This is a genomic window from Brevibacterium yomogidense, from assembly GCF_900163715.1.
GTDB classification, from domain to species: Bacteria; Actinomycetota; Actinomycetes; order Actinomycetales; family Brevibacteriaceae; genus Brevibacterium; species Brevibacterium yomogidense_A.
The window spans coordinates 24,659-37,055 of the sequence record NZ_FWFF01000019.1; the positions used below are offsets into that span (position 1 = coordinate 24,659).

At 66.0% G+C, this 12,397-nt stretch carries 10 protein-coding genes; 7 read left to right on the top strand and 3 right to left on the bottom strand.

Annotated features, from left to right (window positions below; genetic code table 11):
- Positions 1 to 9: 9 nt before the first annotated feature.
- From FM105_RS11855 to FM105_RS11865, 3 genes are all read right to left on the bottom strand, one after another.
- Complete coding sequence (locus tag FM105_RS11855; protein ID WP_179207177.1) at positions 10 to 1,452, bottom strand: ABC transporter substrate-binding protein; 1,443 nt, start codon at positions 1,450 to 1,452, stop codon at positions 10 to 12.
- A gap of 292 nt (positions 1,453 to 1,744) precedes the next feature.
- A complete protein-coding gene (locus FM105_RS11860) occupies positions 1,745 to 2,959 on the bottom strand; it encodes a helix-turn-helix domain-containing protein (protein ID WP_179207178.1) in 1,215 nt (404 codons plus the stop codon).
- A gap of 288 nt (positions 2,960 to 3,247) precedes the next feature.
- Positions 3,248 to 3,499: a Smr/MutS family protein gene (locus FM105_RS11865; RefSeq protein WP_087008525.1), complete on the bottom strand. Its 252-nt coding sequence runs from the start codon at positions 3,497 to 3,499 to the stop codon at positions 3,248 to 3,250.
- Between the two features lie 170 nt (positions 3,500 to 3,669).
- On the opposite strand from FM105_RS11865, the gene FM105_RS11870 reads away from it, so the two are divergent.
- The 7 genes from FM105_RS11870 (at position 3,670) to FM105_RS11895 (ending at position 12,393) form a co-directional block, all read left to right on the top strand.
- Positions 3,670 to 5,781 (top strand): 5'-nucleotidase C-terminal domain-containing protein, encoded by a 2,112-nt coding sequence (locus tag FM105_RS11870; RefSeq protein ID WP_087008527.1) that lies wholly within the window; start codon positions 3,670 to 3,672, stop codon positions 5,779 to 5,781.
- A 36-nt stretch (positions 5,782 to 5,817) separates the two neighbouring features.
- The gene (locus FM105_RS11875) at positions 5,818 to 6,918 is read left to right on the top strand and encodes a diacylglycerol/lipid kinase family protein (protein ID WP_179207179.1); all 1,101 of its coding nucleotides are present in this window, start codon (positions 5,818 to 5,820) and stop codon (positions 6,916 to 6,918) included.
- Between the two features lie 138 nt (positions 6,919 to 7,056).
- Positions 7,057 to 7,575, top strand: a complete 519-nt coding sequence (locus FM105_RS14940; protein ID WP_256970371.1) for a Fic/DOC family N-terminal domain-containing protein — start codon at positions 7,057 to 7,059, stop codon at positions 7,573 to 7,575.
- A 6-nt stretch (positions 7,576 to 7,581) separates the two neighbouring features.
- Positions 7,582 to 8,322: a Fic family protein gene (locus tag FM105_RS14945; protein WP_256970386.1), complete on the top strand. Its 741-nt coding sequence runs from the start codon at positions 7,582 to 7,584 to the stop codon at positions 8,320 to 8,322.
- 50 nt (positions 8,323 to 8,372) lie between these two features.
- Entirely contained in the window at positions 8,373 to 10,499 is a 2,127-nt protein-coding gene (locus FM105_RS11885) for an AAA family ATPase (RefSeq protein WP_087008532.1), read from the top strand.
- Positions 10,500 to 10,507: 8 nt separating this feature from the next.
- Positions 10,508 to 11,656 carry an FAD-dependent oxidoreductase gene (locus tag FM105_RS11890; RefSeq protein ID WP_087008534.1) on the top strand — a complete coding sequence of 383 codons (1,149 nt, stop codon included), beginning with the start codon at positions 10,508 to 10,510 and terminating at the stop codon, positions 11,654 to 11,656.
- A gap of 248 nt (positions 11,657 to 11,904) precedes the next feature.
- The gene (locus FM105_RS11895; protein ID WP_087008536.1) at positions 11,905 to 12,393 is read left to right on the top strand and encodes a hypothetical protein; all 489 of its coding nucleotides are present in this window, start codon (positions 11,905 to 11,907) and stop codon (positions 12,391 to 12,393) included.
- The last annotated feature ends 4 nt before the right edge of the window (positions 12,394 to 12,397 follow it).

The following is a 12,397-nucleotide window of genomic DNA, read 5'->3' on the forward strand; positions in this document are numbered from 1 at the left end:
GCTCCTCGGTCAATCGGCGACGCGGACGGCGGTGTAGTCCATCCGGGAGTTGGGCGGCTCGTACTGGATGCCATCAGCCAGCGCGAACACCTCGACACTCGCTGTCAGCGGGACGACATCGACGCGTTCCAGGAAGTTCTGCTGGAGCTCCTGATACGTCGCGCATTTCTCGTCCTGATCAGTAGTGCGCATGATCTCGTCGGCCAGCTGCTCGCCCTCCGGGTTGTCGGCACGCGACATACTTCGACCGCCGTCCTCGATCGGTGCCCCCATGATCCGACTCACCCCGGTCCACAGCGTGTTCGTCTGATTGACGGTGCCGAACAGGGTGATGTCCCATGACGGTGCGTCCGGCCCCAGGACCAGTGATGCCCATGTCGAATTGTCGACGATCTGGTAATCCACGTGTGCACCGGCATCGCTGAGCTCCTGGTACACGTACTCTGCCCCGATTCCATTCGGACCGAACGAGTTGGATGCGGAGTACACCATCTCAACTCCTTCGAGCAGTCCCTCCGCTTGGACGGCTTCGCGGTCATACTCCTCGACGAGCCCTTCGTCGGTGTTCGCACACTGCATCCCCGAATCTCCCATCGTGTACTCCACCTCGCTCCTGCCTGCGTATGTGACTTCGTTGTACGCCTCACCAGACAGAGTTCTGGCTACAGCACGACGGAGGTCTTCGTCCTGGAAGGGGCTGGCGTCGTGCTGGTTGAACACGATGTACTGCTCACCGATGTAGACGAGAGCCACGTTGGGGAACCGTTCCGTGTCGGTGGGACTGACCCCAGCCACGTCGAGCGATCCGCCCAGGACCTCGTTGGCGTTCGTTGCGACATCGCTCCCGACTGAGAACGACATCCGTTCGGGTGGTCGACCGTCCAATCGGCTGACGAAGTCCGGCCACATGTCGTAGTCATCGCGAAGCTCCATCACGTACTCGACTCCGCTGGTCGCGGAAGCCAGCGTGAACGGTCCGCTGAACGCGTCGGGCACACTGCCGGAAGACAGCCCGTCGAGGTCCTCGAGTCCTGCTGGGCATACGATCCCAGAGGCGACCATCGTCAGGCCCGCATCCAGCTCGGAGAACGGCTCGCTCAGACTGATCTCGACAGTATTCGAGTCCTTCGCACTCGCTGTCACGTCGCCATTCCCGAAGACCAGGATCTTCGAGCCGGATTGGGTATCCGGCGATGCGAAGCGGTTGAGGGACTCAGCGACTACTGCGGCGTCGATGGCGGTGCCGTCGGTGCACGTGGCGCCGTCAGCGAGTTCGACTGTCCCGCCCGAAGCGTCGAAGTCCCAGTCCTCAGCGAGACCTCCGACGATGTCACCATCGTCGTCATAGCGCAGAAGCGTGTCGAACAGCATGCGGCTTGCGTAGTAGTCATCGCTGCCTACCAGCTTGGCAGGGTCGAAACTCTGCGGATCCGCGGAGAAACGGGCCCGCACGGTGTCAGAATCTGTTGCCGGACCACCTACGCATCCCGCGAGGGCCAGGGTCAGCACTGCGATGACTGATGCAAGACGGGTGCTGCTGGCATTCATGGACCTTGGAATGACTATCCCCGCTTCCGACAGGAGCTGCGGAGCGTGTGCTCGTACTGCCCGGCGCCACAGTGAACCGGACTTCTATGCCTCGCAGCTCGGATGTCAACCAGCCTAGGAACAACTGTTACCTGTGTCACTGTCTCGCGATGAGGCAGTTAGCGTGCGGTGACTTCCCATCTGGGAAGTCACCGCATCAGTATCGCGATGCGGGAGAGATGAACGCGAGGTAGATGATGACTTTCGACGCGAATGAGGGTATCTCGAGTCCTGTCAGGTGTGAGATCCGGTGGAGCCGGTCACTGACCGTCCGACGGTCCACCTGGAGCATCTCCGCAGTTGCGGAGGCGTTGCAATCACTGAGTGCATAGGTGCGTGCGGTCGTCACCAACTCTGGCTCAGCTCGTTCCAGCTCCTGTGCGATGAATGCCGCGTACGCCCGGAACGACTGACTATCGTCGCGGAACAGCAGAATGGTGCTCGCAGGCGCTTCCCTACGGGTGAGGACCTGCTGCGTGCCCGGTGATGCTTGGTCAGCGAGCGCGAGCATCACGCTCGCTTCGCGAGACGCGCGCTCGTCGTTGACGGCAGAAGACTCCGCTGCCGCACCGTCCGCTATAGCGGACCCGATGCCGATCTTCAGATTCCATTGAAGCTGGAGGAGAGCTCGCCGAGCAACTGCTGCTGCCGACGGCAAGTCCGGAACCTGGGTGGCCCTCGCATGGATGGAGAGCTCGACATCGCTTGCAGTCTCGACGGCGCTGACGTGCGACGCGACGATCTCGGGCCATTCGACTTCGATCTGCCTCACGAGAGACCAGCCGACCCTTCTCGCAATGCTCGAATAGTCGACGACTGGATTTGCTGAGGGAAGATGGAAGACCGTTTTGAAACAGATACTGTGAGACGGCTGGCCGTCACCGGAGGGTCCGGAGGATTCGGAGGCATGAGAATGAACGCTCTCCTTCGACAGGGGTACTCGCACGGTCCGCGAGTGATGAACGATCTTCTCCCTGTGCTCGTTCATCTCGCCGAAGAACAGCATGTAGAGCTTATCCGCGATCATCGCAGTGAGCTCCTCTGAGAACAGCCCAGCACTGCTTCCCGACGACGTGGAGTTCACGAAGTGCACGAAGGCGAAAGCAGTGCCGTGATACACGAGTGGAACAACTGTGCGCTGGTACTTCACAGACCGATCGCCCGTGAGAGCGGCATAGGCGGAGGACTGCTTCCGCCAGTTCTCCAGTGCAGTGGAGAAGCCGGGTGCGGCGGGGGTGGAGAGCGGAGTGAAGTCATTCCTCCAGTCGTCGTGAGTGGGGCGGCTCGGGGCGAAGAGCAGATGGCCGTGTATGTCCTCGATATACACCGAGCAGGTCAGGGCGCACGCGAGATACTCGAGGGTCGCCGTCATCGCTCGATGTCGTGGAGTCCGCAAGTCCACCTGCAGCTGCTCGACATCGATCGCAGTGCGCCTGGGCGACTGATGCAGTGAGAACTCGGTTTCCTTCGGTCCCCGGCCCCAGTGCGCTGCAGGGTCCGACGGTGGCCGCGCGCGATTGGTGCTCATGACTTCGAGCGTAACTGCCGAGCGAACGCCGTTGATATGGCCCCACATTCGAACTGGCGGGTGTTCCGATTGTGCGCGACATGCGAGGACCCGGTCCCCGGGATGCTGGCCGTCAGCGGAGGGTCGGGTGGCTCAGTGCTTGAAGTGGACGAAGAGCCGACCGTGGTTCTTGCTGTCCTTCTCGACCCGGTGATAGCGCGCCTTGACGTCCTTGCGATCGAGATACCGCAGCACCCGCTTCTTCAGCTGTCCGCTGCCCTTGCCGGGGATGATCTCGACAGTCTTCGTCTTAGTGCGTTCCGCTTCGTCGAGGATGTCGCTCAGGGCTCGATCGATGTCAGTGCCCTTGTTGAAGATGTCGTGCAGGTCGAGCTTGAGCTTCATCTCTCCAGCGTAGACGGAGTTCCATGGGTGGGCGGGATGAGCGCGATTCACCCGATCGTCGTCCTCTGGCCATGCCATATGTCCGTGGCTGGGAATAGAGTGGACGGCGGCAGTGAGAACACTCAGCATCGGTGCTGAGTCTGAGCATCGATGCACTCGAGGAGATCCGTATGATTCGTCCGACCGTCCCCGCCGCGCTGGCAGCCGCAGCACTCGTGGTGGGGCCCGCGGCCTCGGCCACGGCGATGCCTGCACCGCAGGCTCTGTCCATGTCAGTCCTCGCGACGAGCGATGTCCACGGCCACGCCCTCAACTGGGACTACTTCACCGACTCGCCCTACCCGGCGGGTGAGGAGCTGGGCCTGGACCGGGCGAAGACCGTCGTCGACGGCATCCGTGCGGAGAAGGGCGAGGAGTCGGTCCTGCTGGTCGACAACGGCGACTCCATCCAGGGCAACCCGCTCACGTCCTACTACTCGGCGACGGAACCGGTGACGGAGTCCGGCCTGGACCACCCGATGGCCGTGGCGAACGACCTCATGGGCTACGACGCGCAGGTGGTCGGCAACCACGAGTACAACTACGGCCTCGACATGCTCGACTACTACGAGGGACAGGTCGACTTCCCGCTGCTGGCTGCGAACGCGGTCGACACGGCCAGCGGAGACCCGTACAGCGAGCCCACCGCCTTGATCGAACGGGAGATCGACGGGGAGACCGTCACGGTCGGCGTCATCGGGCTCACGACACCCGGCTCGCGGATCTGGGACAAGAAGCATCTCGAGGGCGCGATCGAGTTCGAGGACATGGTCACCTCCGCACAGACGTACGCGCCGCAGCTCAAGGAAGAGGGCGCGGACGTCGTCATCGCGCTCGCCCACAGCGGGAAGGATCCCCAGGGGCAGGAGTGGGATCCGTCCCTGCTCCAGGAGAACCTCTCGCGCACCGTCGCGGAGCAGGTGCCGGAGATCGACGTGCTGGTCGCCGGGCACTCACACCTCGACGAGCCCTCCGAGGTCGTCACTCAGTCGGACGGCTCGCAGGCACTCATCACTCAGCCGAACTACTGGGCCCGGTCCGTGTCCGAGGTCGAACTCAGCCTCGTGCCGGAGACGGACGGCGACGGATTCGCGGTCGACTGGGACGAAGCCGTGCCATCGGTGACGCCGCACTACCTGCAGGGCGATGTCGCGGAGAGCCAGGAGATGGCCGACGCCCTGTCCGACTATCACGACGAGACGGTCGACTACGTCAACCAGACGATCGCGCAGGCCTCGGAGACGATGAGCGCGGAGACCTCGCGCTACGAGGACACGGCGATCCTGGACTTCATCGGCCACATCATGACGGAGAAGACTGCGGAGGGGCTGGCCGGCACCGAGTACGAGGATCTGCCAGTGCTCGCCCAGACCTCGCCCTTCAGCCGCGACGCGGTCTTCAGCGAGGGCGACGTGACGGTCCGCGACGTCGCCGCCCTCTACGTCTTCGACAACACCCTGGCCGGGGTGACGATGAACGGCGCGCAGCTCAAGGACTACCTCGAGTACGCCGCCCGCTTCTACGACCAGGTCGACGAGGGCGCGGACTTCGATCCCGAAGAGGTCTCCAACGCCTACGACGAGGTCGACGGCCGCGACATCCCGGACTACGCATACGACGCGCTGACCGGCGTCGACTACGACATCAACATCTCGAAGCCGCTGGGCGAGCGCATCGAGAACATCCGCATGGCCGACGGCACGGAGGTCGCGGAAGACGACGAATTCGTTCTCGCGATCAACAACTATCGCCAGTCGGGTGGCAGCGGCTACCCGGTGGACGGCCTCGATGAGGTCTACAACGAGCAGGTCGCGATCCGCGAGGCGCTCATCGACTGGGCGGTCGAGAAGCAGGTCATCGATCCGGACGACTTCCACGAGCAGAACTGGCTGCTCACCAGCGAGTCGATCGACCGCAGCGAGCCGGAGCCCACGGATGATCCGACGGACGGGCCGTCGGACGACCCGTCGGATGACCCGTCCGGCGAACCCACGGACCAGCCCTCTGATCAGCCGAGCGACGACCCCTCTGATCGGCCGGAAGACGGTGACGACGGCGATGACGGTCGTGATGACGACGGGCGTGATGATGACGGTCGCGAGGATGAGGGACGCGAGGATGACCGCGACGACGACAGCCGCCTGCCGCGGACCGGTGCGGAGTTCGTCGGTGTGATCGGCGCGGCCATCGCGCTCGCGGGCCTCGGCACCGCTGCGGTGATCGCAAGCCGCAGGCGTCGCTGAGCGTCGTTCACGACGGGCTTCGCTATGCTCCGGCGCATGAGCGTCGAGGTTATCGTCAATCCCGTGCACCCGGAGGGCCTGCAGGCGTGTGAGCGCGTGCAGGCCCTCTGTGCACGCACGGGCGTGCCTGTGCGTGTGCGCCCGACGTCGATCGCCCGTCCGTACGGCAATCCCGCTCCCGAGGCCGCACTCACCGTGGTCATCGGCGGCGACGGCACGCTGCGCGAGGTCGCAGGCGCGCTGGTGGGTGCCCCGGGCTGGCGAGGCGCGCTTCTGCCTGTGCCGACGGGAACGGCAGACCTCTTCGCCCTCAACGTCGGCATCCGGCGGACTGCTGACGGACTGAGAGTCCTGGAGGATGTGCTGGGGGGCGAGGTCACCTCTCGCTCCGTCATCCACTGCGACCTCGGGTGGGCGACGCTCGAGCGTGCAGGGGGAGGGGCCTCGGCAGGTGGTACGGCCTCGGTAGGAGGCAGGACCTCGGCGGAGCAGCCGTTCCTCGTGACCGCGGGGATCGGCCACAGCGGAGGCGCGCTCCTGCGCACGCCCGGATGGGCGAAGGACGTGGGCGGAGCCGCAGGCTACGGTGTCGGCGCGCTGACCCGGCTGACGGCGAGTCCGCTCCCAGTGACCGTCAGCGCGGGGGAGGGAGCGGACCGAGTGGACCGGGACCTCGGCGTGTGGGCCGTGGAGTTCGGGAACATCTCGCACATCCCGTACGGGATCACGGTGTTCCCCCACGGGGGAGTGCGCACAGGAGAACTCGCGGGTCTTCTCGTCGTGCCGAGCTCCGGCCGTGAGGAGTCTTCGGCGGGCGCATGGTCCTCTGTGGGCGCAAGGCCCTCTACGGGCACGAAGCCTTGTGTCCGAACGGGGTCGGTTGCACGGACTGTCTTGGGTGCTCGGTCGGTCCCTGCTGCTCGGACCGTCCCGTCGTGGGGTCGGATCTTCCAGGCGGGGATCTGTGGCGGGCACGAACGAGTCGACGACCTCGACCTCATGAGTGTCACGAGTGCGCGGGTGCGAAGCATCCGCCCTCTGCCGGTGCACCTGGACGGAGAGGCAGCGGGGCTGGTCACGTCGCTGCAGGTGCGAGTCGCACCGGAGGCCCTACCGGTCGTCGTTCCCAACAGGTGACGACGACGGGGCCTCATGCACTGAGGTTCCGATTCCACTGCTGGCAGCAGATTGCGAGGGTTCCCGCACGGCGACGATGTGATGGCACCTGCGCTCGCTACCAACACTTTCAAGAGAAAGTGTTGGCATGATTGCCTCATGGCAACACTGAGTACCGATGGAGGGACCCCGATCCCGATCGACCCGGTGCGCTGGGAGACCCGTTCGTGGACGCCTCGCGCTCCGCAGATCCACTCGCGAGCCGAGGTGCGCAGGCAGACCGGCGACTACTCCTCGGCGGTCACCGCGCCGATCGCCGCACACGACATTGTGATGGCTGCGGCCGACCTCGCCGATGTTGAGGACGCTACGAGAGCCCTCGTCGAGTTCGATGCTCATGCACGGACCGCGCTGGTCGGTGACGGAGGAGATCGCGGCGTCGCGATCGGGCCGATGTCAGCGATCCTGCTGCGCACGGAGAGTGCGTCGAGCTCGCAGATCGAGCAGCTGACGACGAGTGCGAAGCAACTCGCTCTGGCTGAGCTCGATGAGACGAACGGGGCCAATGCGGAGACCGTACTCGGCAATGTGCGGGCGATGGAGGCCGCGCTGCGCCTGGCGGACGAGCTCAGTATCGATTCGGTCCTGGCGATGCATCGGGAGCTGCTGCGCCACTAGTACCTGCTGGCGGATGAGGCTGGGACGTTCCGCACAGAGCAGGTCTGGATCGGCCCCGGTGAGGCCGGTCCGCGCACTGCCCAGTTCGTCCCTCCTCACCACAGCCGGGTGGCAGACGGACTCGCCGATGTCGTCGCTTTCGCTCAGCGCGATGATCTGCCGGTGCTCGTGCAAGTCGCGATCGCTCACGCGCAGTTCGAAATCATCCATCCGTTCGTCGACGGCAATGGCCGTACAGGTCGTGCGCTTGCGCAGTCGATGATCCGGAACAAGGCGCTCCTCGTCAGTGCGACGGTGCCGATCTCCGCTGGGCTCCTCGTCGACACCGAGCGTTATTTCACAGCGCTTGACGAGTTCCGCGCCGGCGATGCAGGGCCGATCGTTCGTCGGTTCGCCGGTGCCGCGCGGATCGCTGCGACGACGGGAACAAGACTCGTCGATGACCTCGTCGGCGTGTTCACTGACTCCTGGGAGCGGCTGCAGGGGATCAGAGCACACGCGACTGCGCGTCGGCTCATCCCACACTTCATCGCGCAACCCGTCGTCAATGCGAAGCACGTCCAGACCGCGCTGGGAGTCGGCGAGATGGCGACGCTGCGTGCTCTGGACACACTGAGTGACCGAGGAGTGCTCCGTGAGCGGACCGGACGGTCGCGCGGCCGCGTGTGGGAGCATCCTGGCGTCATCGGAGTGCTCGACGAATACGCAGAGACGATCCGCCGCATGGGTCGGGGAGCCGGTCGGTGAGCTGATCGAGCCGGCTGAGGGTTCGTGTCCGTGGAAGTACGCTTTGCAGTATGAGCGAGTCATCGAGCGCGCGTGGCATGGGCGAGTCTCTGCACGTGAGCGACAACGCTGCGGTCGGCCAGTCGGGATCCAGACTGAGCGAACCCTCCGCCTCCTGGGGGCAGCTCATCATGAGCCATCTGGAGGGCTCCCGTTCCGGCCGGGAACCCGGTGAGCGCATTGCGTCTGGAGAGAGCCTTGCCTCTGGCGAGAGCCTCGCTCCACGTGAGAGCTCCACAGCACGCGAGAGCCCAGCCCATCGCACGAGCCTCGCGTCTGGATCCAGCCTCGAACTCGTCGGTTCGACGTACCCGGCGTGGCACTGGGCTGATGTGGACGCGGCGCTGGATTGGCTCGACGAGGATCAGACTCTGTTCGGAGTGGGCCCCGCTGTCCGCGGCCTGGCCGAACTCCTCCGGAGTGCTCCCGACGATGATCGAGCGGGTCGCGACGGGTACTTGAACGATCGCCACGGCGACGGATCGGGCCGAGTCGACTTCCAACTGGGACCAGTGCACCGATCAGCGTTCCCCGTAGGGCCGGACGAGGTGCGCTTCGTCGCGACGAACGGACTGCGCCTGATCCGGGTCGACAGGGTGCCGGTCGTCGTCTTCGCACGTGATTCCCGCGGCGACTCCCATGGCGATTCCCGAGGCGACACGGGTGTGCGGGTCGAAGTGCTGGCCGCAGACCTGCCGGCCGCCCGTTCTGCGCTCGAGAAGATCGATGCGGCGGTCTGGGCGGTCTCATCCCTGCGTGGCCGAGTCGTCAGTTTCCGCACCGCGACCTCCGGCCTCTACACGCTGCAGAGTCCCTCCACGCAGCACAGCCCCTCCGCACTGCCCAGGCCACCCGCGCTTCCCCACCCCGTGATCGACTTCGTCGAACGCCCCGGCCTCACCGCCGATGACGTCGTCCTGCCTGCCGGCCGCCTGACACGAGTCGAATCGATCGTGCTCGGAATGACGCAGAACGCTGCCGGCCTGCGGGCGGCCGGCCAGCACCTGTCGCGGAGTGTCCTCCTCCACGGCCCCGCCGGCTCCGGCAAGACCCACACGGTTCGCTACCTCCTCTCGCAGTCACCGGAGACCACCGCGTTCATCCTGCCGGGCACGTTCCTGAGCAGCCTGCGCGCAGGAGACTCGCCCACGGACGCCACGTACGTGGACGCCACGCACGCGGACAGCATGCACGGGGCCGCCAGGCGTGAGGACGGTGCGGCGGGCTTCATCCGTCAGGTGGCGGCGACCGCTCGGCAGCTCACCCCCGCGATCGTCGTGCTCGAGGACGTGGACCTGATCGACGCCGGCCACGCCGCAGACGATGCCGACCGTTCCGGCCTCGCACACGTCCTGGATGCGCTCGACGAGCTGCGCGACGACGAGGATGCGGACATCGCCGTCATCCTCACGACCCGCGACGCCGCGGCGATCCAGCAGGCGCTCGCCCGCCGTCCCCGCGTCATCGACCTGGCACTCGAGGTGCCTCAGCCCGATGTCGGTGAGCGCGAGCGGCTGTTCGCACGATCGGCTCGGGCGCTGCCGGTCACCGCCGCAGGTCTGCGGACCGCCGCCGAGGCCGCTGTCGCCACCCCCGGATCCTTCCCTCGGCACGCGGTCCGGTCAGCCGTGCTCGGCGCACTGTCGCAGGGTGCGGAGGTCGATGACTCACGACTCCTCTCAGCTGTCCGTGCGCTCATGGCGGAGCGCTATGAGCTGCGCACTGCGTCACCCGAGGCGACTGGGGACGACCGCGGGCCGACCGCGACGGAACCCCACGAATCGAGTGAGCCCAGTGAGTGGCCGTGGCCTGATGGAACTGTCGCGGAAGTCAGAGGAGCGGGCGATGTCCTCGCCGTCCTCCGTGCGCGAGAGGGCCAGCGGGATTCCTTCGGTGCGGACGGCGCGTTCCGCAGCGGCCATCACGAAGCCAACCCGGGCGGCGACGGCGGTCTCGGAGGCGACCACGGCCTCGGCGGCGGCCGTGGGTTCGACGACGATGATCCTGGCGAGGGTGACGGCCTTGATGGTGGGGACGGCCTCGACCGTGGTGGTCATGATGTCGAGGTGATCGACGACCTCGATGACGGGCTGTCGGGGGAGGACCTCCTGGACCTCGATCTGGATGATGAGGACTGAGCGCGTACATGGCGGAGCTGGATCCTGGAGCAGACGTGGGTGTGGACGTCGTGGTCATCGGGATGGGGCAGGCGGGGCTCTCCGCGGCCTATCACCTGCAGCGGCGCGGATATGAGCTCGGCGAGCGGATGCTGCTGCTCGACGCGAACCCGGGGCCGGGCGGTGCATGGCAGCATCGCTGGCCCAGTCTCACGCTGAAGACTGCGAACCGGGTGAACGATCTGCCCGGGTGGGGACTCGAGGACGCGATCGACGTCGACGAGGAGGTCCCCGCTGCGCAGACGGTTCCGGAGTACTACCGCGCGTACGAGGAGCGGTTCGGGCTGCAGGTGATCCGACCGGTGACCGTGGACCGGGTGGAACAGCCCGGGGGAGTCGGATCTGACTTCGTGGTGACCGTCAGCGGTGCGGGCGTCGGCGCCACTGCTCGCACGATCCGGGCCCGTGCGATCGTCAACGCCACGGGCACGTGGGACAGGCCGCGCATCCCGTACTACCCGGGGATCGGGACGTTCGCCGGCAGGCAGCTGCACACGCGCGACTACACGCGGCCGGAGGACTTCGCCGGAGAGCGGGTGCTGGTGGTCGGGGCGGGGATCTCCGCTGTGCAGCATCTGGCGGAACTCGCGCCGGTCGCGCAGACGTCGTGGGTCACGCGGACGCGGCCGGACATCAGGAACGCGGAGTTCACTCCGGAGGTCGGTGCGGACGTGGTGGCGCGCGTGGACGAGCGTGTGCGGCAGGGGCTGCCGCCGGCTTCCGTCGTGTCGAACACGGGCCTGCCGATCAATGCGGTCGAGACCGGTTCGCTGCCGCAGTGCCATCCGATGTTCGACCGGCTCGACGCGCACGGTGCCGTGTGGGATGCGCTGTCGCTGCGGTCGTGGGGGAGCGCGCCGGAGGCTCGGCGGATCGACGTCGACGTGATCCTCTGGGCGACGGGGTTCCTGCACCGGCTCGACCATTTGGCCCCGTTGGGACTGAGAACGGAGGACGGCGGTCTGCTGGTCGACGGTCGCGCAACCACGCGCGCGGTCCGGAACCACGGAGTGCACCTGCCGGGATACGGGCCCAGCGCCTCGACGATCGGTGCGAATCGGGCAGGACGGTGGGTGGCGCGCGAGCTGGAGGAGTACCTGGACTCGCAGGACAGGTGAGGGCGGGGGCGCTCGGCTGACTGCACCTCCTCCGAACCTGGTCTGTACCTGCCTCGTACCTAGCCCACCAACTCCGTACGTACCTCGTACCTAGCCCATACCAACTCCGTACCAACTCCGTTCCTACCAACTTTCATCAGGTCGCACAGGAAAGAAGTTGTGCGGTCTGATGAAAGTCTGTGTCTCGCGTTTCGTCCGGCGGAGGACGCACGGCACATCGTCGGTATGTTGCTGTTATGAGGGTCGCGATGAGCATGTGGGCTGCCGGGCTGGCGCATGTCCTTCTGTACCTGCTGCCGTCCGTCCTGGTGTGGAACGTCCGAGTCATGGACCTGCGGTACTGGGGGATGGACATCCTCGTGCCGACCGTCGTCGCGGGGCTCGTCATCGCCGCGCACAGGTCTCGTGTCTCTCATCCCATCGCGCAGGCCGCGGTCGCACTGTGCGTGCTGGCGATCATGCAGTCGGTCATGAGCTTCCTCAGCGTCACGGTGCAGGGCGGGCTCGAAGCCGCAGCCACGTTCTCGCTGTGGGACGCGACTGCCTATCTCATCCTGGCCGGCATTCCGAGTGCGGTGGCGTTCATCCTGGTGCTCGCGGTGGCTGAGATCGATCGTCTCCTCATGACGAGGCGTGTGCGACGGGTGTCGGCTCGACACGATGTGGTGTCTCGACGCGATGCAGTGTCTCCACACGATGCCGTGTTGCGACACGATGCAGTGTGCAGTCGGCCATGAGGGA